Raw genomic sequence first — 25,895 nt, forward strand, 5'->3', positions numbered from 1 at the left:
ATGCTATTGGCGTATGAAATCGCACAGGAAAACGCAAGACCATAATTTTTATTATGGTGTATGCTAATGGGTATGTGATTTAAGGTGCGATTTTAACCCTAATTTCCTTAATAAACCATATTAAATGAAATAAAAGGGGGAGCAAATTCATATGCGAATTGCTCTGCTATTATAGTTGCTTTTATATGTGCGGGTACCTCAAAAGAGAACGGCTTACCAATTAGTAAGCCGTTCTTTTTTTGAGGTACCAATTGCTTAACATTATTTGCAATTTTAATTTTCACTTCGAATATGGTTTTACTTTACTACTACATATTTTTGCTTTGCACAAGAAGTTTGGATTTTCCTGAGCGTTCCCATTCTTCTACTGTTTCATATGCTTTTTCAGGAGAATACCCTTTCCCTACAAGAACGCCCATTAGAATAAATTCTTGAAGAATATGTGTAGCATTTATTCCTCTTTTAACATCCTCTAACCCTTCTTTTACCAAAAATTCCGTGTGCTGTATCCATTCATCTGGAGTTTTTCCAAAAACTGCTGTATTTCCATTACCATGACCGTTGCCTTCTTCCGCAGCCATTGCAGCTGCTTTGGTAGCATGCACAGTACCAAATGGATGGTTAGGAGGAGCATATATCGAATAAAGTTTTAACGGAGTATTACCTGTATTGGTTAGATTATGCCATGTTCCAGCAGGTATCATTATCGCCGAATCATCAGAGACATGTCTTTCAAAGTTTAAATTCTCTTTACTCTTGCCCATTTGAACAATACCCTGGCCTTGTTCAATCCGTAAGAATTGATCAACATTTGGATGGATTTCCAAACCGATATCTTCACCAACATTGAGGCTCATCAAAGTAACTTGATAATGTGCCCCTGTCCATAAGGCTGTCCGATACGTATTGTTTTGCTTCGATGCTTCATTGATGTTAACGACAAATGGGTTTGGTCCATAATCTGTTAAAAGAACACTTCCATTACCGTTGGAAGATCGCAATGAATCAAATCTGTTAGCGTGCACTACCCCATTAGGATAAGTTGAATAAACATACTGTCTTCCATAGTTATACATTGGAACATTAGCATAATAAGGATATTGATAAGGATAGGGTACATTGTACATTTTTCTCAATCCCTTCACAGTTTATAAAATTATCCTATGCACTTGTGAAGGGAAGGTACTTGGATTCAAACTTCATTCGTTAACTCTACCATTTTTTTAGCATGTACTTGGCTTTCTCGTCTACCCCCAAATTTAAAAACAACAACCCCACCGACGATAACCAGCACACCAATTAACTGCTTAAAAGTAAATGGAACTTTTTCTAAACCTAATAACCCGAGAGAGTCCCACAATAAAGCAAATGCAAGCTGTGAGGCAAAGACGATCGAAATAGCATAGCTTGGTCCAAGGTGTTTCATGCCCTGAACGATAAATGTGACCACTCCTATCCCAAGTAAGCCACTGAACCAATACCAAAGCTTCATATTTTGTAGATGAAATAATTCTTTTCCTTCAAACATCAACCCAAAAATCATGGAAGCAAGGAATCCTAGACCTAATACTAATGTGGTCGTGGCCCAGGATCCCGCTCGTTCGTTTACCTTACTGTTGAATATATTTTGCACGCTGAGTAACGCCCCAGCGATCAATGAGAATAATAGACCTAGAATCATACTTCTCCCCCTGTTTGTTCAATTTCAAATCTATTCGTAAATATTATCTCCAGCCAACATCCTCAATGCTTCCCGATCTTTGATGAGGATGACTCCCTTTTTCCGCTCGATTAAACCATCTTCACACAATTGGCCGATTACTCGATTTAAATGCCGATAACTTGTTCCAATCAAATTGGCCGTATCCCTGATACTAATGCTTATTTGGCTTTTATTCAGTGAGACCGATTCATCCAACGAGACCGACATGAGATAACTGGCCAACCGCACCTCGACAGGATACATGATGGTAAGACTCATAGATTTTGATTTGACATGGAATTTTTTCGTGATAATTTCTAATAAAAATTGGAGGAACGGTGCATGATCTTTTGCATATTTTTTCAACCAGCGATGATGAATACCGATCATACTAACTGACGAAACAGCCTCCACTGTATTAACAAAATCTATCCCCTGCACGTATTCCAGATCCCCTATTACTTCAAGCGGTGTCTTAAACGATAAGATGAGCGTTTTCCCTTCCGCCGAGTTGGTATAGATTTTAACCTTTCCCTTCACAAGGACGTACAAATATTCGGAAGGTTCTCCCTGGGAACAGATAAGTTCCCCTTCTTCAAAGCTGTACAGAGACAAATACGGATGCAGCTGTTGATTAAATATGGGGTCCAGCTGAAAAGTATCTATATATGATTGTAATTGCGACCGATCTTTTATCTCTTTCATTTGCTAAGATCCACCTTCCACCCACTAGGTTTAGAACCTAAGAATCAATACCCCAGCAATCATCATTCCAATACCAATAAACTGTGGCAACTTCATTTTTTGCTTTGTTAGGCCGAACCAACCGTTACTGTCTATTATAAAGGTTAGACAAAGCTGAGCAATCAGGATAACAGCAACTGTAAAGGTAACACCTATATGCTGAATCGCGGTGACGTTGCTAAACACGACAACCGCGCCGAAGGTACCGCCGACTAAATATAACGGTTTGACCTGCGTGAAGCCTTGGAATTTTTTTTCACGGGTGAGCATGAGTATAAGAAAAGCAACTATAAATCCTGTTAACTGCGTAATGGTTGCAGCTTGCCACGTGCCTATATCATTACTAATTTCAGTGTTTGCGACTCCTTGCAGGGTAATAAACGCCCCGGCTAAAAAAGCAAAAAAGATTCCTTTCATCGTGTTCACTCTCCATCGTTGATTTATCTTAATTAAAATGTATTTTGAGGTGTCTAGGGAAGGACATATGTCCTAATTGTAAAAAAAGGTAATTTATTTTTGTGAAAGGATTTGTATTTTTTAAAAAGAAAGAAGTTTATGTGATTCATTGGGTTCTAGTTGATGGGTTCGGTCACATAGAGGCGGTTTATGTGACCCAATTGACTGCTAGATGGAGGATTCGGGCTCGTAGAAGCAGTCTACGCGACCTAATCAACCTCTGAATCGAGCTTTCGGGCTCGTAGAAGCAGTCTACGCGACCTAATCAACTTCTGAATCAGTCAAGCCCATTATTATGTGTAAATTCATTCCTCATGAAAAGCAATGTTAAGCAGATGATTTATTTTTGGTGTACTGGAAGGGGGTACCCCCTTCCAGTACACCAAAAATTCGCGCTTCGGGTCGCTATTTTTTCTCTTCTTTGTCCTGAATTATTCTTCTTCCTACTTCCTCGGCATAGTCCATTAAGACCGCTCCAATTAATCTGAAAGCTGACTGTGTATTAGGAAATATTCTAATTACCCTCTCTCTTCTCCGGACTTCCTCATTGATTCTTTCTAACGAGTTTGTACTTCGAATATGCTTATGATATTTCGGTTTCTCATTCAAGTATTGAATGGCATCTTCGAAGCCTTCCTCTAATATTTCTATGGCCTTGTCTAATTTTGAATTGCCACTAAATTGCTCAATGAACTCTTTCTTATATTTTCTGGCTTCCTCTACGGTCGCTACTTCAAATATTCTCTTTAACCCGATTTTGACTTCATCCATACCCTTTTTAGGCATATGGGTTATGATATTCTTTTTGAAGTGTACCGTACATCTTTGCCAGGCAGATCCTACAAACTCCGTTCCGATGGCAGCTTTTAACCCTTTGTGTGCATCAGAAATGATTAGCTTAGGTGATTGTAGACCTCTAGACTGTAAGTATTGGAAGAAACGCTGCCAAGCTTCAGTACTCTCTTTATGATCTACTCTCAAACCAAGAATTTCACGCCTATTGTTCTCGTCAACAGCCGTTGCGATATAAACAGCTTTAGATACGACACGGTTATGTTCTCTTACTTTGATATACATGGCATCTGCAAAGATATATGGGTAGTACATTGTGTTCAGGGGCCGACTTGCCCATTGATTCACTACAGGATCTAGCTTTTCTGTAAGAGTGGATACAAATGATTTAGAGACCTTATTCCCACAGAGTTGTTCCACAATATTGGAAACCTTTCTTGTGGAAACCCCATTCACCACCATTTCAAGCATAGCTAATACAAATGATTGGTCACACCGGGCATATTGTTCAAACACTGTAGTTGAAAACTCTCCACTACGAGTACGAGGTACTCTAAGCGTAATTTTTCCAATGCTAAATAATAAATCACGATCATAATATCCATTGCGGTAGTCACGACGTAAGCTTGAACGTTCGTAAGAACCGGCTTGTAAGAACTCATCGCGTTCTTTTTCCATAACAGAGTTTAATACAAGGACAATAGAAGCTTTGATGACAGCGTCTATATCAGAGTTCATAACAGAATCTTTTAAATCATCAATATTTAGGTTAAACTGTATTTGAGTCATAATTAATTCCTCCACATTGTTTTCGTCGCTGATAACATTGTAGCCATGAGGAATTAATTTGACTCATTTTCTTTTTACACAATTATATGGACTTAATCTCTGAATCGAGCTTTCGGGCTCGTAGAAGCAGTCTACGCGACCTAATCAACCTCTGAATCGAGCTTTCGGGCTCGTAGAAGCAGTCTACGCGACCTAATCAACCTCTGAATCGAGCTTTCGGGCTCGTAGAAGCAGTCTACGCGACCTAATCAACTTCTAAATCGAGCTTTCGGGCTCGTAGAAGCAGTCTCCCTACCTAATCAACCGCTGAATCGAGCTTTCGGGCTCGTAGAAGCAGTCTACGCGACCTAATCAACCTCTGAATCGAGCTTTCAGGCTCGTAGAAGCAGTCTACGCGACCTAATCAACCTCTGAATCGAGCTTTCGGGCTCGTAGAAGGTTAAGTAAAGTGTAATATTACACTTAAATTAAGAAAAACAGGAATCTTATCAGCGAATTATTAGCATTTATCAGCGAATCTAGAATTTTATCAGCGAATATCAAAATTTATCAGCGAATTTCCGAGATTTATCAGCGAATCTGAAAATCACTCTCAAAATCACCCCAATAAAAAAGACCTTCTCAAAAAAATGAAAAGGTCTAATGTTTCACTTTATAATGCATCTGCGCAAATTGGTTATAGCGCTTTACCTCAAGCAGCGTTAACGATAACTCCGGATTTGGAGCTTTAAATAACGGAATACCTGAACCTAGTATATGAGGCGTAATCGTTATAATGATTTCATCGATCAGCTTCTCTTTCATAAACGCATCGAGCAGATGGGCCCCACCAACCATCCAGATTTTAGAACCCTCACGTTGCTTCAATTTCTTAGTAAACTCAATAACATCTTCATTTACAAATTCCACGTCCCCATCCGACCCCTGCTCAGACCTCGAGAACACATAACACTTCCGATCGGAGTGCGGAAACGAATCAGTTACTCTTACTACGTAATCGTATGTTTTCTTCCCCATAATGATGGTATCAATCGATTCATACATTTCAGAAAAACCATTATCCCCCTCACCCTCGGTTTCGTGTAACCAATCTAAATCGTCCCCTTCTTTCGCGATGAATCCATCTAAACTTGCTGCTATAAATAAAACAATCTCTCTTGCCATCATTGCCACCCTTTCGTCCATAATTCTTAAGCATCTAGTATAAACAAAAACGTATAGTTCTACTATTAATAGATACGCTAATAATTGAGGTGAATCCCCAACATGATAAAAAAGGAAAATCAACCTAACGAAATAAAATACAGTATTTGGGATACCAAAACAGAGGAAAATCTCGACCAGATGAAAGAAGAATTGGCTGAGTTCATCGAACCGTCCACAAAAAAACAGCCCCAAAACGACTAAAGAAGCAGCCATTAAAGGTTGCTTCTTTAGCATTACTTTACTTTTTCTAGAAACACCCTAAGAATTCCTACTTTTCGGTGTTAAGTTGTCGTTGTAACAAATGATTAATATGTTCCTAACAAAAATGACATAGTTTATTAATAAATTGTGGGTATAGTATGGAATAGTGGGGATAGCGCGTGTGGCTATCATGGTATATGGCGAAGGCGGAGCCAGTACTGATTTAGAAAAGAAAACATTCCCTTTATTTCATAAAACGTACCCTTACTCTTCCCAATTTAAAACAAGGCTTATCCTATTGGAACATGCCAACAGGTTATCCAATAAAATAGAACTAGCTAACATGTACAAAAATTGGGAGTGTGCATATGGGAATCATTACGGGGAATCATTTTTTAGACCGATTAAATAACATGAAAACTGAAATTTGGTATGACGGTGAAAAAATAAAGGGAATGCTTTCTGAACATCCTGCCTTTAAAGGCATCCTGCAAACAAAAGCATCGCTTTATGATTTGCAGTGTGATAGTGAGTATATCAAGAAAATGACTTACCTATCACCACAAACTAATAGCTTAATAGGACTTTCCTTCCTACAGCCGAAAACAAAAGAAGATTTAAAGAAAAAACGAGAAATGTTCGAAATCTGGGCAAAGCACACTCATGGATTGATGGGCAGAAGTCCAGATTATATGAACACAATCGTGATGAGCTTTGCCTCCTCTTCGGCTGCCCTCTTGAAGGGAAAAGAAAACTGCTTTCCTGAAAACATTCTAGCAGTCTTTGAAAATGCAAAAGAAAACGACCTTTGCTTTACACATACATTCATTACTCCTCAAATCAATCGTTCCCAATACAATTTTGACTGTCCTAAGGACCCCATTTCCGCAAAAGTAATTGATCGAAACGAAAAAGGAATCATCATTAAAGGTGCTCGGCTCCTTGCTACACAAGGTGGATTAACGGATGAAGTATTAGTCTATACAGCTCCAAAGAGATTCATGGACCCTGCTGAAGCATTTGCTTTCTCCATTCCTTCTGATACAAAAGGCTTAAAATTTATTTGTAGGGAATCATTTGTAGGTGGTGAATCCCCCATTAATCACCCCTTAAGCTCTCGTTATGAAGAGATGGATTCCATCGTCGTTTTTGATAACGTGTTAGTTCCGTGGGACCGAGTATTCTTTTATGACAATGTCGATGCAGCTTATGATTTCATGCTTCACAGCTCTTTCCACCATTTTGCCACGCATCAAGCGGTTACGAGGCAAATTGTAAAAACCGAGTTTGTCTTAGGTATTGCTGAACTCTTAGTAGAGACGATTAATGTGGGTGAATACCAGCATATTGAGGAAAAACTATCTGAAATCATCATCGGTCTTGAAACTATGAAAGCACTTGTGGAAAAGTCTGAACATGATGCACAGCTTGATAAATGGGGATACATGCGCCCTAGCCTTCTTCCCCTCCAAGTTGCCACAAACGTCTTTCCACGAATTTATCCTCGTTTCAGCGAAATTATTCAATTAATTGGTGCAAGTGGAATGGTATCATTACCGACTGAAAAGGCATTTGAATCTGAAATTCGCACGGAACTTGACCAATATCTTCAAGGGGCGAGTAAGACGGCTGAGGAGCGCGTGAAAATATTTCGTTTAGCTTGGGATTTGACCATGAGCTCATTTGGAACGAGACAAACACACTATGAAAGATACTTTTTTGGAGATCCGATACGGCTCTCTAGTACTTTGTACCAAACCTATCCGAAAAATGAACATGTAAGGAAAGTCTGTGATTTCTTAGATTTACATTAAAAAGAGCTGCAACGGCGCAGCTCTTTCCTTTTTCCTTCTTATACTGTTTGAAGGTTTTCCCATTCATGCCGTAAAACGCCCATCACAAGAACGTCATATCGTTTTCCGTCCCGATAGACCATCGAGCGCTTGCGGCCTTCTAATTGAAAACCAACCTTTTCGTATGCCCTGATTCCACCTCTGTTATATTCAATTACTTCTAAACCAACTCGGTCTAGATTTAGTTCATGGAAGGCATAGCGAAGAATCAGCTTTAAGGCATCTGACCCATAACCTTTGTTACGATGTGCGGCCTGGCCAATCCCAATAGCCAACATTCCCGCGCGATTATTCCACTCGATGCTATGAATAACAGCAAAGCCAATCAGTTCATCATGTTCAATGGTTCTAAGTCGGAAGTAAGAACTATTATGTCCTGAGCTCCCCTCTTCGCTCCATTGTTCTTTTGTTTTAGGAAGGGCTATGTCTGTATCCACATTGCGTAGATATTCATCGTCCTCGCCCCACTTCATCATGATGTCCACATCTTCTTCCCTTGCTGCAGATAGCTTTACCCGATCACCGTAAAAAAGTTTAGAATTAATAATGGTCATTTTAATCTCCTTAATATATTGTATTTTTCACCTCTTTACCCTTATAAAACCTGTTAATCGTACGCAATAGCCTCATCCTCCCGATAATTAGTTAGATTAATCATAAGGTTTTTTCAGTTATGCATCAACCAAAATCTTCCACAATTAATAGTAAACTCTGTGAGATCCACGATGCCCGTTGTCCTTAAAAAAATTCCTTACCTGTCACTGTTACCTTTTCCCATAGTGCCCGTCTGCTTCGAAAATGAACTTGGATGGGAATTGTGAATGGTTCACAAGGACCCTGCACCTTAAAAAAGAGGTTGCTTGGGCACTGTCACCTGCCCACAGTGCCCGTCTGCCCCGTAAATGAACTTGTATGGGAATTGTGAATGGTTCACAAGGACCTAACACCTTAAAAAAGAGCTTGCTTGGGCACTGTCACCTGCCCACAGTACCCGTCTGCCCCGTAAATGAACTTGTATGGGAATTGTGAATGGTTCACAAGGACCTTGCACCTTAAAAAAGAGCTTGCTTGGGCACTGTCACCTGCCCACTGTGCCCGTCTGCCCCGTAAATGAGCTTGTATAGGAATTCTGAATGGTGTACAAAGCCCTTGTTCCACATTAGTAAGAGATTACTGTAATGCTATAAGATGAGGTTCTATTGGCTCCACTTCCTAATTCCTTAAAACTAATCAAACGTTTGATTAGTTTTTTACCAAAAAAAACAGTTCCTCCGCTAAGAGGAACATCCACTTCCACAGCTTGAACAACTGGAGCCGCCGGAGCAACTTGAGCAGCTTGAGCCACCGCCGTCATGACCCCCACCACCGTGACCGTCGCCATGCCCACCGTCCTGATGACCTTGCCCATGAGAAGCCGTCCCGCAGAAAATCGCCGTGGAGCAGCCGCTTGTATAATTCGCCGCTTTCGCATACGTATACTCACTCGCATACTTCCAATAATCATCAAAGTAAAAACTAGAGAAAAATACCATAGCAAGAGACAGGTTCGTCATTTCACCATAATGTCGCTGCTTCGTAAATTGACCTTTTGAATCCACATGATACGTTTCTTCCGCATGAATGACTTGCTGCTTCATCTGCATAACAAGGTATTCAACCGTCCCCCTGTTAGCCTCATTCACTTTAAAATATCTATTAATCAACCATTCATTACTTTCTTCCTTGAACTCTTGTAAAATCTTTTTATCTAAAGGGTATCTAAAAAAGCTGCCCCAGGACTTCCAGCTATACTCGGTAATCGTAAACAAATGCGAGAACACCCAATCGAAAAACGCTCGTTCTTGCGGTGCAGGCGTTGGACTTGTATTAGGAGTGTGATGCAGCATTTTTCCAACAAATCGATCGGAGAAAGTGTGATATTTTTGCGTAAAAAGTAGCATCGTATGCCAGACTTCATCCACTTCTGCACTAAACATAGGCGTTTCCTTTAACATATTTGAAAGCAAGAAATACCGCTTTAATTCAAAAAGACGCCATTCGAATTCATCTTCGGTCCGTTTCGGATGTTCCTGAAGAAAACGATATTTTACTTGTTCCATATAATCGGCATTCAAAGAGGAATCTAATTTTTCAAGCAATGGTGTCACTGGAACATCGGTCAGCACACCCAAATGCTCAGGAATATTTTCTTTCGCTAATTTAGCTCGATCCTTTGTCGCTAACACCACTACTCCTGTCACCACTCCAGCTAGCACAAGTGCCCCCGTTACAACTCCAATTACCAAATGAATCACCATCCTTCCTCATAATAGTGTACTACGTATTCAAATTGGAAAAAGTTTCATACTAGATAAATAAATGAGACGATCCCCATAACAAAGGATCGTCTCATTTATTTATACTAGAAATGCCCCTAACGCCACCATAGCCTTCTTCAATGCTTGTTCATAGGCCTTATCCTTGCCAATGATGTTACGAAAATCTGCGACATCTCGAACCGTCGAACGTCCTTCTATTTCGTATCCATTATTAAATATTAATAGACAAATAGTGGATTTATCACTCATTCGATGAAATTTTTTCTCTACAATCATTTCCTCTAACTTCGCCCGTTTTTCATCCTTAATCGCTTGGTTTCGTGAATACGGGATCACTACATGGTCATACATATGCTTATTCTTGCACGTGACTAGAAGAATTTTTTCCCCTTTATGTTCTACTTGATTGATCTCCCCACATTTCGGACAAATACTATCGATGAACATACGAATCGCTCTCCCTTTACTTGAATGGTTTGAAGGATGAAAATTTCTAAGGCTGTGTTACTTTATATATTTCATATCGATAAAAAAATACCTTCTACAATGTGAAGGTATGTCAAATTTAATCTGATTTTAATTTTCCTTGTAAAACTATCTCATCTCCAAATTCCTAGCCGTCTTGCTCGTTTCAACCTCTTTTTCCTCTCTAAACGTACCAAATAAGTAATCGGCAAAAGGAGTACTCACACCGTACCAGTAATTTTCATTTTTATAGTGATGAAGAATATGAACTTTCTTCACCCATCTACCGAATTTCGTTTTCGGCTTCAACGGACGGTGGGCTACGTAATGCTTCCATTCATAGGTTAACAACATCGTCATCAACCCTATTCCAAACGTGACTGTTCCTGTAAAATCACCCGTGCTGAAATAGAAAATCGAACATATAACCAGGAAGTTTGGCAGGCTGTACCATAACGGTAGAAACAAAAGCTTTAAATCATCGGGATAGATATGGTGGTCGTAATGAATTCTCTTGAGAAATTTCAAAAAGTGCGGATTCTTAGGGGTTTTTAAATGAAATAAAAAGCGGTGTGTCAAATATTCACTGAAGGCAAAGGTCAATAGACCGAGTAAGAAATAAAAAACAAATGCAGTTTCTACTCCCACACTAACCACATAAATCACTCCAGATAGGACCAACAAGAACATCGTTAAAATGTCAAAATGCAAAAAGAAATCCTGATATACCTTCTTCATCACACACTCCCCTTTTTTCCTACACATTACTAACAATTTTATAATATTCCGAAAAAATTATCACTACTATTTATTCGATCCTCCTCTCTTAATAAAAATAGTTTGAAAAATGCCTCAATTTGTGATTCGATTAAGAATAATTAGGAGGGGTTCTACATGAACGGAAAAATGAGACTCATCATCACCATGCTCATTTTTGGAAGCATCGGGGTATTTGTCAAAAAGATTGATCATCTAGCTTCAAGCGAAATTGCCTTTTTAAGAGGAATCATCGGGAGTCTATTCCTACTTATTGTTAGTTTTCTATTCAAGCATAAACCATCGCTTAAAGCGTTAAAACAAAATGCCCTTCTACTCCTGCTTTCAGGGGCAGCGATTGGCCTGAATTGGATCTTTCTATTTGAATCCTATCGGTATACGACCGTTTCCAATGCGACCATCAGCTATTACTTCGCGCCAATCTTTGTTATGATTTTGGCTCCATGGATCTTGAAGGAAAAACTGACAAGTATCAAGGTTGCTTGCATCGTAACAGCGATGATTGGGCTATTTTTAGTGGTTTATACGGGGGCTGGTGGCACAAGCGGCTCTCAGAATCATGCGGTTGGTATTTTGTATGGCCTACTGGCGGCAGCGTTATATGCCAGCGTCATTTTAATGAACAAATTTATTAAAAATCTATCTGGGTTTGAACTCACATTAGTTCAATTAATGGCTGGGGCAGTGGTCTTGTTTCCCTATATCCTGTGGCAGGGAGACCTTAATTTTTCTAGTTTAGATTCAACGTCGCTCATTTTTATCCTGATCCTCGGGATTGTGCATACCGGCTTAGCTTATTTCTTATACTTTACGTCTCTTCAGGAATTAAAAGGACAGACTATTGCCGTTCTCAGCTATATTGATCCGATTTCCGCCTTCATTATCGCAGCGATTTTCTTAGGCGAAAGCATGAACTGGGTGCAAATGCTTGGTGGCGTTCTGATCCTTGGCTCTACTTTTGTAAGTGAAAGGCTAGAGGTAAAATTCGCGAAAAATAGTCAGACTCCTACTACTTCGCCATAATCAATAATATAGTAAAAAGGCTGCGGGACGTGTCCGTTAGCCTTTTTAGAAGTTGGATATGGAAAATAAATTACAACACTTGTAGAATTGTTCTTCGATTTTGTAGAATAACTTGAGATTTTGTAGAATTCCTTTGATTTTATGTAGAATTCTTTTAAATTTGTGTAGAATTCCTTCCATTTTGTGTAGAATTCCATTGAATTTGTGTAGATTCCTTCCATTTCGTGTAGAATTCCATTAAATTTGTGTAGAATTCTTTTAAAAACAAACAAAGACCGTCCCCCATTCACCTCCAAAAAGGCTGGCGGGGCTTTATTTTTTGCAGCAAGTAATAAATTATATACGATAAAGTAAAAACAAGCGTTGCATCCAGCAGGTTCCATATTAAATGATGAGAAAAATGCCCTAAACCGAAAGATTTGAACAAAATATCTACCATATCAATCAATAAAACATGGACAGCATAGATCCCCAAAGCATTGCCGCCTATTTTTGTGATCCATACTCCCTTTCCAAGTTGCGGATTATTACAAGTAAAGAAAAACAAACTGACAGTAAGCAATATAGTCGATAAAAAGTATTCTCCATGCTTAGCAGATAACACCTTTGTCAGCAAATAACCTTCCGTAGCCTGTAGAATTAAGAAGAAACCTATCAGAGATAAATACGTCCCTTTTTCAATTCTAAAGGACTGTATGAAAGGCAACCTGCTGGCAAACCAGAATCCTAAGGTAGTATAAAATAACCCAATGAATAAGGCATCTCGTGTGACTAGAGATACTTCATAGAAGATAGAATACGACTGCCCAAAAAGACCGGCTATATTTAAACATAGGCTAAGGATTAATAGGAGCGTTATATTCTTCAACCTAAAGAATAGATAGACAACAGAAATGCTCCATGCCAGAGAAATCACAAACCATAATTGATAACCACTTGTTCCATGCCCATAATAAAAGAGATTTAAAGGGGTCAATACCTCCAAATACTTAGATAACTCGTGCTTAATATTCCCTCCACTTAAAGAAATCCGTAACACATCATAACCGATATAAAATAAAAGCCAGCAAACATATATTTTTAGTATTTTTATTACATATCTTTTAAAATAGCTTGCAAATCGAGAAATATTTATCACTTTGAGACCGAACAAGTACCCTGAAGCAACAAAGAAAAAGGGTACAGCAAACCTTGAAAAGTTATCCAGTAAAAAGAATCCTATCTTGTCATCGCTAGGGAATGTATGGATGATGACAACTGCCACTATCGCAAAAAATTTAATGAAGTCGATCGCATAGTTTCTTTCCATTTTTCTGCCCTCTATTCCTGTTACTTTCTTTCTGCCACCCCTTATTATTTCCGATATGAAAAGCATTATGTTTATTTAGGCATTTGTACATACTTCTTATTTTCAAGGATGCGACATATTTATAGAGTAAAAAGATAGGACAAGGTGATTGTTATTCTTCAGAAATTAATGGCTACTATTATTGGCAGTTTGTTAGTAGGAATTGGGGTAAATGGATTTCTCGTTCCTAATTATTTAATTGATGGAGGAATCCTTGGAATCGCATTAATCCTTCATTACTTCTTTGATTTTCAGACAGGCATTACAATGGTAGCTTTAAGCCTTCCAATCTGTATTTTTGCATCAATGAATGAAAGAGGATATTTTTTTAGCAGTTTACAAGGACTGTTACTCTCTTCTTTGTTCATTGATATACTCGCTCCCCTTCGACACCAATTCTCTGTTTCCCACCTTGCAGGTGCATTAATAGGGGGCGTGATTATCGGAACGGGAGTGGGTTTAATGCTCCGATATGAGACGAGCACTGGAGGAACCGACTTACTCGCGAAAATCATTTCAGGTACCTTTTCCATGAACATTGCACTTGTCATTATCGTTATTGATGGACTTATTGTTTTAGCAGGTTTTACTGTACTTTCATTAGACAGCTTCTTCTACTCGTGCCTGGCCATTACTACAGTGGGTCTAACCACTTCTTTTTTTGCCGGTCATCAACCGTAACTCCTTTTCTTTCTCATTTTTGTAAAGGGCATCTAGGTAAATGTCTAATCCTAGGACAATCATGGTACATAGTATGAAATTGTGTTCGTTATAAATGTGAATATGAAGATGCTTTTTAAAAAAAATTCAACTAAGATGGGTAAGGAGAATGTTTCGAATGACAGAAGAGCAAAGACAGTACCGCGAAGATTTGTTGGATTGGTGTCATAACATGTATGCGAATTGGAATCTAATGAAACCGAGGTTTTCTCAAATCTTTGACATGGAAAGCCTAGAACAGTGGGAAGGTTCCTGCCTTCAACTAACAGAGAAATTACAGGTGGATTCACTATCGGACTACAGTGAATATCAAACTGCGTTACGTTTATATGAACAGTGGGAAATGCTGCTAAGTGAAACGGATGCACGCCAAGAGATGGAAGTCGATATGGATTTTCCTATGGAGTTGGACCAACGTGAAGAACTTTACGAATCAGATCCTATTCTTGAGATGATTGAAGTGGAGCCTGAAACCCATATGGACCTTGAGGCACCGGCATTCCATGAAATGATGGAGGTTGAATCAGAGGAACCACACTCCCATAAGGACTTTATGGAAACAAGTGCTTTTCCAGAGGAGATGGAATTCGAATCCTATCATGAAATGGATATTGAGGAGCCACACCGCTACCGTGATGAACTGTTAAATTGGTGCATGAACCTTTATGCAAATTGGGAAAATATGAAACCACGGTTTTCAAAACTCTTTGATCTCGAAAGCTTAGAGGAATGGGAAAATTCCTGCCGTCAATTAACAGTGAAATTACAATCAGATAATAATGCGGACCAGGATGACTATCAAACTGCCATTGACCTTTATGAACATTGGGAAGAGCTATTAAAAGAGTCGTCTGCCTATCAAGAAGCTTGACATCCTCAATTGGGTGAACGATTGGTTTGGGATTGCACAAGTTGCAATCCCATTCTTATTGCCTGGTTTAATCATTCTTTAAAAATTACTCCTGGTTAGTTTTTCCTCTGATTGCCATAATGGTTGTTTTTAATGAAGCATAGGAACCAATTGCAGCAGCTCCATAAAACCAGCCCATAAAAATGCCTGCAAATAAGTGATGTCGGTGACTAATAAATATGGAGATACCTAATCCTAATAGTTGAGCTGCCGTTGGAATAAATTTTCTAGGTACCTTTAGAAATAGTTTAATTAGTTGAGTGAGCAACATAACTAAGGGAACTGCAATGACAGCATCCCAAAAATTTGTATGTATAGTTGGAAAATCCATTGATTCCACACCTTCAAAAGTTATTATGTATCTTAACAATATTCTATCCATTCATTATCAACTATAATTTTAATAGTTCAATTTTTCTTTTTGTGGCCGTGTACCACTACTGTATAATGAATAAAAATGTACATACTGGAGTTGAGTTAAATGAGTCAACCGTGGGCACCTGAGCGGGTCATTTCTGAAAAAAAAGCTGGTCCGATGATTGAAAAACAGTTCCCGCAGCTTCAACCAGCTCATGTGAAGGTATTAGGAGAGGGCTTCGATAATTCCGTGTTTCTCGTGAACAATCAATACGTGTTTCGCTTTCCTCGAAGAGAAATCGCGGCCAACTTGATTCAAACCGAGAATCGTCTTCTTCCTGTAATTGAGCCATTGCTGCCCATCGCCATTCCAAACCCTAAGTTTCAAGGGATACCAGTGGAAGTTTACCCCTGGCCATTTGGAGGTTACGAAATCTTACCTGGTAAAACACCTGCCAGGCTGACAAAGGAACAGCGTTTGCAGTCAGTTGGACCATTAGCTCTTTTTTTGCGAATGCTTCATGATTTTCCTGTAACCGAGGCGCAAGAGTTACAGGTTCCTTATGACCAGCTTGAAAGAATGAATATTATAAAAAGAATGCCCATGCTTACCTCCAATATTGAAAAGGCAAAGCTAAAAGGACTAATAGAACAAAACGCTTTGGATTTGTTGAAATCCTTTCTTTCAACCATTGGAAAGCCATTAGAGGACGACACGAAGACACTCGTTCATGGTGATTTACATATCCGCAATATGCTGGTGGATGAGGACGGTCGGATCTCTGCGGTGATTGATTGGGGCGATACCCATATTGGACATCCAGCTGTAGATTTATCGATTGCTTATAGTTTTTTACCTGCTGAAGGCAGGGAGCAATTTTTCACCTTATATGGTGACGTTCCACACGAAGTAAAAAAGGTGGCACGGTTTAAAGCCATTTACTCGATCCTTGTGCTTCTTTTATATGGGGAAGATTTGCAGGATCAAGACTTGGTAGATGAATGCCGTTCGACGTTACTTTTGGCATTAGAGGACTGAATAGATGAAACAGGGCAGCCAACATCCTAAATGGCTGCCCTGCAACTCGTAAATAGTTGATCACTTCTTACATATTAAAAGGGGCGTCCTTCACATTCGCTTACTTTTTCACCTTATGATAGTGCCAATTGGCTCTAATAGAAAAGATTAGAAAAATAGATATCATTACCGGTAGGATCGACCATGATATACCTCTCATAAAGGCAAAGGGGGTTTCAAAGAGAAATGCTTCCCAAAAAGCAGCACCTGTTTTTCCCCATAACCCTGGTGTATAATACAGCAATTTCGGATTAAATAAACTGTCTATATCAATCGAATCCGTCGCGATTAATACCGTAAAAATTGGTAAATATAGTGTAGCCAACGATAAATACAGCTCAGAAAATCTTTTATATCTTCCTGCCTTAGAATCACCATCTGAAAAGATATCTTCACTTGCATCTTCTCTTACCATTTTAAAATACTGAACTCCGGAACTTTTGGTCCCAGCAAGATGCTTCCAACCACAATCTTCAAATAATGCTTCGTAATCGGCGAAATCTGTTTGTTTTTTAAATGTCCGATAATCGATTTTAATATTCACTTTCTCCGGTCTCACTGAACGAAAGCGATAACCCATGGACCTTCCTACGAGTTCATACCCTTCAGTTGCCATATCATTTAGCCATTTCTCTTCTTTTTCAAAATCTAAAAAGAACTTAAACTTTCTCATTGTATCCCCCCCCATTCTTTAAAATCCCTTCGGTAACTTTCATCATGTGCTGCATTCTTACTAAATCAATTCGCAACATTTCTTTTCCCAAGTCTGTAATCAAGTACACTTTCCGTCTACCGTCTTGGCTACCCACCGGTTGAATGAATTTTAACTTTAGTAAATTTTCAATTGCTCCATAAAGTGTTCCTGCAGCCATCTTTACTTGACCGTCACTAAGTTCTTCCACCTTTTGCAAAATCAGATAACCATGGGCCGGCTCCATCAAAGATAAAAGAATATAATAAACGGTTTCAGTTAATGGCAAATGTTTATTCCTTTTCATAACTTCCTCCTGTGTGTGTTATTCAGTTCTTCTTTATACAGTCGAACTATATAGTTTTATTTTATACAGTTCAACTGTATAATTCAATACACAAACACACATTTTTTTCCAATCTGCATCTACCGGGGGCGACATTTTTTAATCAAACGTTTAATTAGTTTCCCCCATCCCTTATGTACCAAGGGTTTCAGCAACTTAACAAAATGTAAACGATTATAAAACACAAAAAAACAGCAAACCAGGATTTGCTGTTTTTTCTTGTTATTTAAATATTGATTTTCCTTTAAATCGTGAACCCGTCAAGATTTTCTGCGGTCCTTTTCTTTATCCCATCTAGTCTTTGTTTCTTTGCCTTTCGGAAATGGAACAGTTCATAGAACGTTGGGATGACAATCAGTGTCAGTAAAGTAGACACAATCAGTCCGAAAATAACCACGACAGCAAGCCCTTTGGAAACAAGATTCATGCTCATAGCAGATTCGTGTCCAAATAATAGCGGAACCATGGCAAATACAGTGGCGAGAGCCGTCATTAAGATAGGACGAAGACGGACGCTTCCTGCTTCCATAATGGCTTCCCGAATGGTCATGCTTTTTTCGTTATGACGGATTCGGTCCACTAAGACGATCGCGTTCGTCACAACGATACCCACTAGCATCAGCATGCCAATTCCAGACGAGATGTCGATGCTTGATTTTGATACGACTAGTCCTAATAATGAACCGATCGCAGCAAGCGGAAGGGAAAGCAAGATGGCAAAGCTTGCACGGAATGATTTAAGGGTGACCAAAAGAATCATGAATACTATTCCTATCGAGAACACGGCTAGTTTTGCTAGTTCCATCAAATCATCAGATGACTGCATGGAAGACCCTGTGATTTCTGCGCTTGTTCCATCACCAAAAGCCTTATCTTTTTCCCAGGCTACTAATTGTTTATTGATTTCTCCAGTAACGTCGACCATTTTCTTTGGATCGATTGTTGCGCTCACCTGAAGATAGTGATGTCCGTCTTTGGAATAAAGCGTGCCCGGTTGTTGGATTTGTTCTACCTTGGCCACTTTTGATAACAATACCGGACCTTCATGTGACATGATTTCTACGTTTTCCAAGTCTTTCGCTGTGCTGATTTCCTTCATGGCACCGAGTTTCACCGTAGTGGTACGGCCGTCGATCTTCATGCTTCCGATAACAGCCGGTTGCAGCATCGCTTGAAGTGATCCGGAAATCTCCTCAGCGTTAGCGATTTTCGCATCCACCGTAATTTTCACCGTTGGTTTTTTGTTATCATCATTGGTTGCCACTTTTTGAACACCTTTAATGGTGTTTAATTTTTTGGTGATGATATCAGCTGCTTTTTTAATATCAGAATCGTCTTTACCTAACACATCCACGGAAACAGTGGTTTTGTTTTCACCCATTAGCCCCGCTGTATTCGCTGTTAACTCTGCCTTAGGGAACTGATCTTTTGCTTTCCGCAATTCTTGTACAATTTTAGCGGAATCGGCCCCTTCCTTCAAAAACACCATGAACTGGACTTGATTGGCGTCCTGAAGTTCCCCAAACTGCGCCGCATCGGCATTGTTGCCGACCTGAACAATGTTATTTTTCACACCTTTTTGATTAGAAAGAAGGGTTTCCATCTTGGAAAGACCATTTTGAATATCATCAAATTTCGCCCCGTTTTCGTACTTTAATAGAACGGAAAGATAGGCACTATCCTTTTGGTCTACCGAGCCCTTCGGAATCATGGTGAATAATCCGACCGCTCCGATCACCACGACAACCGATAAGACAATCGGAAGCCATTTATGGTTCAAAGACCAACGAAGTATGGAAGGATAAAAGGTTCCTGGTTTGTGGTCTTTAGTTTTTACATTTTTCATTAATCGTCCACTGAGTGCAGGTACGACGGTTAATGCCACAAGAAGTGACGACATCAGCGAACAAGTAATGGTAATCGCAAACGGCGCGATTAAATCTTTTAAACTACCAGAAGCAAGTAGCATCGGAAGAAACACCGCTACCGTCGTAAGGGTAGATGACGTAATGGCTGCCGCCACTTCTCTTACCGATTCCACGATAAAGGACGGTGTCAGTTCATTTCCTTGTTTTCTTCGGAAAATGTTTTCCACCACCACGATACTGTCATCCACGAGTCGTCCGACGGATACGGCAATCCCGCCGAGTGTCAGAATGTTTAGCGTAACTCCAAAGAAGGATAATAGAATCATGGTAATACAAAGAGAAAGCGGAATGCTGACGATTGTAATTAAGGTCATGCGGAAGCTTTTCAGGAACAGCCAGATAATCAAGGTGGCAAATAAGGCTCCTGTCAGCACTTCTCTTGTCATGGAATTAATGGAATCGAGAACTGTATCGGCTAAGTTAATAAATACGGTTGCAGTTAACGTTCCTTTATAGTCATCGTTAATTTTCTTTGCTAACTCTGCCACTTGCTTACCGAGGGTGACAGCATTGCTCGTTGAATCTTTCTGTACTACAATTTCAATAAAATTCTTTCCATTCATATGCGTAATACTGGCGGTATTCTTCTCCATCGCCACGTCAGCAACATCTTTCAATTTGGTGCTACTGTTTAATTGAAGGTTCTGAATGTCTTCAAGACTTTCTAATTTCCCTGTCACGATGATGCTGGTTTCTTGGTTATTAAGGGTTTGTTCGCCTACCGCAACGGATGCATTCTTTCCTCTTAGGATCGTATATAGCTTTTCAAGAGGAAATTGGGCAGCAGCAAGTTTAGCTGGGTCCACCTTGATCGAAACCTGCTGATTTTTTCCGCCGTAGGTCATGACGTTTCCGACCCCTTTAATGTCTTTAAAAAGAGGAAGGATGTCATTGTCGACGAGGTTCAGTTCTTTATTTCCGATTTCTTTATCGAATGTTAGCCCTAAGTAGACAACTGGAATCTGCGATGTATTAAGGAGCACCACATACGGTTTCATGACTCCATTTGGTAAATTGACCATGGAGATGTTTTCTTGAATCTGCTGCTTGGCTTCCTTCAGATTTGTGTCGGATTCAAACGTCACCGTCATCTGAGAAAAGTTATTGCCTGTTTCAGCCACTACATTTCGTTTCCCTTTGATGCCGGTTAATGCCTTTTCAATGGGCTGTGTGACCTGTTCGTCCATACTGACCGCGTCCATGCCGTTACCTACTACCGAAATCGTAACATATGGCTGGTCTGCAGCCGGCATGAGTTCCATTGGGATATTGGTATAATTGAAAATACCGAAGATAATGGAGGCAATGACGGAAAAAACGAGAGCCGCTCTATTCCTCAATGCCCATTTGGTAAACCATGTCATAATTAACCTCCAAATTACTAATTTGTAAAACTAGGAAAATTATACCATTACCTACGGACTATTACATCACAATTTGGAAGATTCATAAACTTTTACATAAATTTAACCAACTAAACGTTTGATTAGTTTCTTCAGGCCTTACGTACCAAGGGTTTCAATGTTTTTAATCAAACGTTTGATTAGTTTTTTACCTTACGTACCAGAGGGCCCAATATTTTAATTAAACGTTTGATTAGTTTTTTCAGCCCTTATGTACCAAGGGCTCCAGTGTTTTTAATCAAACGTTTGATTAGTTTTTTCAGCCCTTATGTACCAAGGGCTCCAGTGTTTTTAATCAAACGTTTGATTAGTTTTTTCAATCCTACGTATCAGGGATCCAATTTTTAATTAAACGTTTGATTAACTTTTTCAGCCCTTATGTACCAAGGGCTCCAGTGTTTTTAATCAAACGTTTGATTAGTTTTTTCAAATAGTAACTGTTCGCAACTACGGAAAGACATTATGATAGGATTAGGAAATTATCATCTTAGGAGGATTCACGTTGAACAAGGATTTACTTACGGAAGCAAAGGAATTTATTTGTTCTTTTTATAAAGAAACAAATAAATCAGCCCAGGACTTAGAAGATCGGCTAATTGAAATCTCTCAACAGATACAAGGCCATGGATTTTATGAACACACTACAGAAGAACTAGAATACGGTGCAAAAGTGGCTTGGCGCAATAGTAACCGTTGTATAGGTAGATTATTTTGGAATCAGTTAACCGTCATCGATAAGAGAAATTTACATACAGAAGTAGAAATACGGGATGCCCTATTTGAACATATGGAATACGCAACGAATGAAGGTCGTATTCGACCAACCATTACAATCTTTCCACAAGCACTCCCAAATAAAAAGATTCGGATCTGGAATCACCAATTAATTCGATACGCAGGTTATAAGACCGAACAAGGAGTTATTGGTGACCCGGTTTCCATAGACTTTACAGAGACTTGTCTGAACCTAGGGTGGGAACCGAAATATGGAAAATTTGATGTCCTACCCTTAGTCATTCAAGTGAACGATGACACTCCACAACTATTTGAAATACCCGAACACCTACTACTAGAAGTTCCGATTCGTCATCCGCAATACGAGTGGTTCGAGGACTTACAAATAAAATGGTATGCCGTCCCTATGATTTCTGAGATGTGCCTTGAAATCGGCGGCATCATATATACCGCTGCTCCTTTTAACGGATGGTACATGGGCACGGAGATAGGTGCACGAAACTTAGCGGATGAATTCCGGTATAACCTGCTGCCTCAGATCGGGTCGTTAATGGGACTAGATATTAAAAGCAATATCTCATTATGGAAGGACCGGGCACTATTAGAGTTGAATACTGCCGTATTACATTCCTTTAAGGAGGATGGGGTTAGCATCGTTGACCATCATACCGCTGCACAGCAGTTTAAACTATTCGAAGAAAAGGAAATGGAAAACGGTCGGCCAGTTACCGGGGATTGGACTTGGCTCATCCCACCATTAGCACCTGCTGCCACCCATATTTTCCATGGTCACTATAATAATGAGATTGTAAAACCCAACTATTTCTATCAGCCCAAACCGTACGAATGATTAATAAAAGCAACCTTAAACAGCCTTAATGATTGGCTAATTTAAGGTTGCTTATTTTTCGGCACTAAATCGAATTCTTTTATATACTGTCGATCATTCTCATCTTTTAGCCATTTTTAATGCCTCAACCCCAGAAGTGATTTTAGGATCTGACATTTTAAAATTTACTCCTGCTCCGATTATGGCACATACCTATTGTCTTGATGCAAATCAGTGGGAACAAACCATTGCATCAGTTCAGCCAACAACGTATATAGTTCCCTCCAAGGACTGCCATAAAGCAACAGAAATCCCACCTCGCTATCAACAGAACCAACACCAGATTCCTACTATTCTTCCATACCAGCCAAGTACTCCCGCTACCCCATATCAACGGTATTGGGGTTACTAGATTTCAGAAACAAGTTTCCAGCCATTATGTTTCTTCACAGGCTTCATTAAGGATAAGCATATCCAAGTTGAACACACAAATACTGACCACTCAACACTAGCGAATAAATTACCGGCATGGCAAGATAATAATATTGATTTATAAACGATAATATTTAATATTATGTAAAAATCAGTTTCCTATAATAATTTTAAAAAAACCTTGACCTCAACTTAGGTTTAGGCCGTATCCTTTTAATTGTATCTTGTTTATATAAAATTTGGAGGAACACAATATGACAAAATTTGCTTTTGTAACAGGTGCTAATAAAGGTATTGGATATAAAATTGTGCGTAAATTAGCTGAAAAAAATTATCATGTATTTTTAGGAGCACGCAATGCTGAACTTGGACAAAAAGCCGTGCAATCCTTGGGCATGTCAAATGTTTCGTTTGTTCCAGTTGATATTTCAGACACACAATCCATTCAAAATTCCAAAAATAAAATCCTTGAAGTAACGGACCATTTAGATTTATTGATTAATAACGCTGGAATTGCACTTGATTTTGGTGTTTTACCCAGTGAATTAAAACTAGAAACACTACGGCAAGAATTTGATGTTAACTTTTTTGGAACATTCCAAATGATTCAAGCCTTCTCACCTTTAGTGAAAAAATCTCAGGGTGGGAAGATTGTTAACTTAACGACAGATATGGCTTCACAAACAATGTTCGCGAATGGCGAAATTCCTCAACTCAATATATTGGGCTATAATTCATCAAAAACGGCCGTTAATTCATTAACATTAGCATTTGGTACAGAATTTGGTACGGATGGACCTGAAATTTTAGGTGTTACACCTGGTTTTACAACTACGGATCTTAATAATAATGCTCCAGGTGGTAAAACAACTGCTGAAGGTGCACAAATCATTGTTAAATATGCTTTAAGCGATACAAACTATAATGGTAAAATCCTTGATAAAAACGGGATTATTCCTTGGTAATCTAAAATACTATGAACTATACTATTGGACAAGTTGCAAAAATGAATCATTTATCCATTTCTCAATTACGTTACTATGATAATCAAGGACTGTTACCTTTTCTCAAAAGAACTGAAAATGGAAATCGAGTTTTTGACGAGGATGCACTTAAATTTCTAGAAATGATCTTATGTTTAAAAAATACTGGAATGCCAATAAAAGAGATTAAACAATTTATTGAAAGGTCAATGAATGGGAGTGATACCCTCCCACAACGACTAAAAATGATGAAACAACACGAAATCACTGTTTTACAACAAATTCGTGATACTGAAGAAAATCTAAAAAAAATTCAACAAAAAATTGCAAGATTAGAACATGAAATGATAAAAAATAATTAAAAAATATTACAGCAAGGTGATATTTAGAAAAATTAACTATTTTATACCTTAATTTAAGCAGAGAGGATGTTTAATATGAAGAAAAGAACGCTTGGAAAATCTGGCTTAGAGGTTTCATCTCTTGGTTTAGGCTGTATGTGCATGTCTGATTTTTACAGCGGACGAAATGATGATCAATCAGTAAAAACCATTCATCGTGCCATCGAACTGGGCATCAATTTCCTTGATACAGCAGATATGTACGGCGTTGGCCAAAATGAAAAATTAGTTGGTCAAGCTATTAAAGGTCGACGTGATCAAGTTATTGTTGCAACAAAGTTTGGAAATGTAAGAGGGGAAGATGGATCATTTTTAGGAGTTAATGGACATCCAGACTATGTAAAACAAGCTTGTGATGCAAGTTTATCCCGCTTAGGTGTAGATTATATTGATCTTTATTATCAGCATAGAGTAGATCCTAATGTTCCAATTGAAGAAACAATTGGTGCGATGTCTGAATTAGTTCAAGAGGGAAAAGTACGCTACCTTGGCATGTCGGAGGCAGCTCCTCAAACGATCCGCCGTGCTCATACGGTACATGAAATAACAGCCATTCAGACGGAATATTCACTATGGAGCCGAGATGTCGAAGACGAAATTTTACCTGTTATCCGTGAGCTTGGAATTGGATTTGTAGCTTACAGTCCTTTAGGAAGAGGCTTTTTAACAGGGCAAATTCAAACATTTGAAGACTTGGCAAAAGATGATTATCGCCGCTTTTCTCCTCGCTTTCAAGGAGAAAACTTTACAAAAAATTTTGATCTTGTGAATCAAATTAAAGAATTAGCAAGAGAAAAAGATTGTCAGCCTTCACAGCTGGCACTTGCTTGGATTCTGTCTCAAGGTGATGATATTGTCCCGATTCCAGGAACAAAACGAATTCAATATCTAGAAGAAAATATTGGAGCCCTTAAAATTCAATTATCCAAAGAAGACCTTCGCCGCATTAATGAAGTAGCTCCAAAAGGTGTGGCAGCAGGAGAACGTTATCCGGATATGAGCAGCGTTAATTTATAATGAGGTTTCTCATTTAAAATAATCCAATAATTAAAAATAACCTTAGGGTGATCCTTGCTATCCTAAGGTTATTTTTATGTTTATAAAGATTTAAAAGGATATTTGTCATCATTCATGACGCTAAGTTATGACACCTTCTGTTCCACAGAAAAAAAAAATCTTTACTACAAAAAAGATGTTTACTTTGAATAAAGTTCTTTAATAAAGCTACTATTAGAAATAATCATAGTAAAAGTTTCTTTTTAAAGAAGTCGTCCAATCACCAAATTCCGTCTATCTACTTTTTCATGAAAACCCCTTGTTAAAGGTGATTTTTATTTATTGTAATGTTCAATAAGGGTATACCAGACAAGGTCCAACCTTTCCTCCGCCTCAACAGTTTATGCAACAA

Annotated in this window: 25 protein-coding genes; 10 read left to right on the forward strand and 15 right to left on the reverse strand. The window is 38.9% G+C overall.

Translation table 11 applies throughout. The annotated features are described in order from the left end of the window. Positions 1-308: 308 nt before the first annotated feature. The 6 genes from RCG25_RS22955 to RCG25_RS22980 all read right to left on the reverse strand — a co-directional run bounded on the left by RCG25_RS22955 (position 309) and on the right by RCG25_RS22980 (position 5,647). Positions 309-1,127 carry a cupin domain-containing protein gene (locus tag RCG25_RS22955; protein ID WP_308081137.1) on the reverse strand — a complete coding sequence of 273 codons (819 nt, stop codon included), beginning with the start codon at positions 1,125-1,127 and terminating at the stop codon, positions 309-311. Positions 1,128-1,192: 65 nt separating this feature from the next. Beyond that, positions 1,193-1,681, reverse strand: coding sequence for a DMT family transporter (locus RCG25_RS22960; protein ID WP_308081138.1), 489 nt, complete (start codon positions 1,679-1,681; stop codon positions 1,193-1,195). Between the two features lie 30 nt (positions 1,682-1,711). Further along, complete coding sequence (locus RCG25_RS22965) at positions 1,712-2,407, reverse strand: Crp/Fnr family transcriptional regulator (RefSeq protein WP_308081139.1); 696 nt, start codon at positions 2,405-2,407, stop codon at positions 1,712-1,714. A gap of 30 nt (positions 2,408-2,437) precedes the next feature. Further along, positions 2,438-2,863, reverse strand: coding sequence for a DMT family transporter (locus tag RCG25_RS22970; protein ID WP_308081140.1), 426 nt, complete (start codon positions 2,861-2,863; stop codon positions 2,438-2,440). A 444-nt stretch (positions 2,864-3,307) separates the two neighbouring features. Next, positions 3,308-4,483 (reverse strand): IS256 family transposase, encoded by a 1,176-nt coding sequence (locus RCG25_RS22975; RefSeq protein ID WP_308079908.1) that lies wholly within the window; start codon positions 4,481-4,483, stop codon positions 3,308-3,310. 639 nt (positions 4,484-5,122) lie between these two features. Next, positions 5,123-5,647 (reverse strand): dihydrofolate reductase family protein, encoded by a 525-nt coding sequence (locus RCG25_RS22980; RefSeq protein ID WP_308084257.1) that lies wholly within the window; start codon positions 5,645-5,647, stop codon positions 5,123-5,125. 102 nt (positions 5,648-5,749) lie between these two features. Between RCG25_RS22980 and RCG25_RS22985 the strand changes: the two genes are divergently transcribed. Together RCG25_RS22985 and hpaB are read left to right on the forward strand one after the other, a co-directional pair. Further along, entirely contained in the window at positions 5,750-5,890 is a 141-nt protein-coding gene (locus RCG25_RS22985; protein ID WP_308081141.1) for a hypothetical protein, read from the forward strand. A gap of 368 nt (positions 5,891-6,258) precedes the next feature. Then, entirely contained in the window at positions 6,259-7,704 is a 1,446-nt protein-coding gene (gene hpaB, locus RCG25_RS22990) for a 4-hydroxyphenylacetate 3-monooxygenase, oxygenase component (RefSeq protein WP_308081142.1), read from the forward strand. Positions 7,705-7,742: 38 nt separating this feature from the next. Here the strand turns inward: hpaB and RCG25_RS22995 are convergent, their stop codons facing one another. The 4 genes from RCG25_RS22995 to RCG25_RS23010 form a co-directional block, all read right to left on the reverse strand. Further along, positions 7,743-8,297, reverse strand: a complete 555-nt coding sequence (locus tag RCG25_RS22995) for a GNAT family N-acetyltransferase (protein ID WP_308081143.1) — start codon at positions 8,295-8,297, stop codon at positions 7,743-7,745. Between the two features lie 720 nt (positions 8,298-9,017). Continuing rightward, positions 9,018-10,040, reverse strand: a complete 1,023-nt coding sequence (locus tag RCG25_RS23000; protein WP_308081144.1) for a glycine-rich domain-containing protein — start codon at positions 10,038-10,040, stop codon at positions 9,018-9,020. Between the two features lie 99 nt (positions 10,041-10,139). Further along, positions 10,140-10,508 carry a Gp49 family protein gene (locus tag RCG25_RS23005; protein ID WP_308081145.1) on the reverse strand — a complete coding sequence of 123 codons (369 nt, stop codon included), beginning with the start codon at positions 10,506-10,508 and terminating at the stop codon, positions 10,140-10,142. 147 nt (positions 10,509-10,655) lie between these two features. After that, on the reverse strand, positions 10,656-11,264 hold the full coding sequence (locus RCG25_RS23010; RefSeq protein WP_308081146.1) for a sterol desaturase family protein: 609 nt from the start codon (positions 11,262-11,264) through the stop codon (positions 10,656-10,658). A 156-nt stretch (positions 11,265-11,420) separates the two neighbouring features. Here RCG25_RS23010 and RCG25_RS23015 point away from each other — a divergent pair, with 156 nt between their 5' ends. Continuing rightward, entirely contained in the window at positions 11,421-12,326 is a 906-nt protein-coding gene (locus RCG25_RS23015) for a DMT family transporter (protein ID WP_308081147.1), read from the forward strand. Between the two features lie 286 nt (positions 12,327-12,612). On the opposite strand, the gene RCG25_RS23020 is transcribed toward RCG25_RS23015, so the two are convergent. Next, complete coding sequence (locus RCG25_RS23020; RefSeq protein ID WP_308081148.1) at positions 12,613-13,635, reverse strand: acyltransferase; 1,023 nt, start codon at positions 13,633-13,635, stop codon at positions 12,613-12,615. A 144-nt stretch (positions 13,636-13,779) separates the two neighbouring features. On the opposite strand from RCG25_RS23020, the gene RCG25_RS23025 reads away from it, so the two are divergent. Beyond that, a complete protein-coding gene (locus tag RCG25_RS23025) occupies positions 13,780-14,355 on the forward strand; it encodes a YitT family protein (RefSeq protein WP_308081149.1) in 576 nt (191 codons plus the stop codon). 157 nt (positions 14,356-14,512) lie between these two features. Continuing rightward, positions 14,513-15,265, forward strand: coding sequence for a hypothetical protein (locus RCG25_RS23030; RefSeq protein WP_308081150.1), 753 nt, complete (start codon positions 14,513-14,515; stop codon positions 15,263-15,265). An 85-nt stretch (positions 15,266-15,350) separates the two neighbouring features. Here the strand turns inward: RCG25_RS23030 and RCG25_RS23035 are convergent, their stop codons facing one another. Beyond that, positions 15,351-15,635, reverse strand: a complete 285-nt coding sequence (locus RCG25_RS23035; RefSeq protein ID WP_308081151.1) for a hypothetical protein — start codon at positions 15,633-15,635, stop codon at positions 15,351-15,353. 150 nt (positions 15,636-15,785) lie between these two features. Here RCG25_RS23035 and RCG25_RS23040 point away from each other — a divergent pair, with 150 nt between their 5' ends. After that, a complete protein-coding gene (locus RCG25_RS23040) occupies positions 15,786-16,700 on the forward strand; it encodes a phosphotransferase (RefSeq protein WP_308081152.1) in 915 nt (304 codons plus the stop codon). A gap of 100 nt (positions 16,701-16,800) precedes the next feature. On the opposite strand, the gene RCG25_RS23045 is transcribed toward RCG25_RS23040, so the two are convergent. The 3 genes from RCG25_RS23045 to RCG25_RS23055 all read right to left on the reverse strand — a co-directional run bounded on the left by RCG25_RS23045 (position 16,801) and on the right by RCG25_RS23055 (position 21,068). Continuing rightward, positions 16,801-17,412, reverse strand: coding sequence for a DUF2812 domain-containing protein (locus RCG25_RS23045; RefSeq protein WP_308081153.1), 612 nt, complete (start codon positions 17,410-17,412; stop codon positions 16,801-16,803). Beyond that, on the reverse strand, positions 17,399-17,737 hold the full coding sequence (locus RCG25_RS23050; RefSeq protein ID WP_308081154.1) for a PadR family transcriptional regulator: 339 nt from the start codon (positions 17,735-17,737) through the stop codon (positions 17,399-17,401). Before RCG25_RS23050 ends, RCG25_RS23045 begins: the two co-directional genes overlap by 14 nt. A 283-nt stretch (positions 17,738-18,020) precedes the next feature. Then, positions 18,021-21,068 carry an efflux RND transporter permease subunit gene (locus RCG25_RS23055; protein WP_308081155.1) on the reverse strand — a complete coding sequence of 1,016 codons (3,048 nt, stop codon included), beginning with the start codon at positions 21,066-21,068 and terminating at the stop codon, positions 18,021-18,023. 541 nt (positions 21,069-21,609) lie between these two features. On the opposite strand from RCG25_RS23055, the gene RCG25_RS23060 reads away from it, so the two are divergent. From RCG25_RS23060 to RCG25_RS23080, 4 genes are all read left to right on the forward strand, one after another. Then, entirely contained in the window at positions 21,610-22,692 is a 1,083-nt protein-coding gene (locus RCG25_RS23060) for a nitric oxide synthase oxygenase (protein ID WP_308081156.1), read from the forward strand. A 665-nt stretch (positions 22,693-23,357) separates the two neighbouring features. After that, positions 23,358-24,068: an SDR family NAD(P)-dependent oxidoreductase gene (locus RCG25_RS23070; RefSeq protein ID WP_308081157.1), complete on the forward strand. Its 711-nt coding sequence runs from the start codon at positions 23,358-23,360 to the stop codon at positions 24,066-24,068. 11 nt (positions 24,069-24,079) lie between these two features. Further along, entirely contained in the window at positions 24,080-24,448 is a 369-nt protein-coding gene (locus tag RCG25_RS23075; protein WP_308081158.1) for a MerR family transcriptional regulator, read from the forward strand. Between the two features lie 75 nt (positions 24,449-24,523). Continuing rightward, positions 24,524-25,504 (forward strand): aldo/keto reductase, encoded by a 981-nt coding sequence (locus tag RCG25_RS23080; RefSeq protein ID WP_308081159.1) that lies wholly within the window; start codon positions 24,524-24,526, stop codon positions 25,502-25,504. Positions 25,505-25,895 lie beyond the last annotated feature (391 nt).

The organism is Neobacillus sp. PS2-9 (genome assembly GCF_030915525.1).
In the GTDB taxonomy this organism is placed as follows: Bacteria; Bacillota; Bacilli; order Bacillales; family Cytobacillaceae; genus Neobacillus.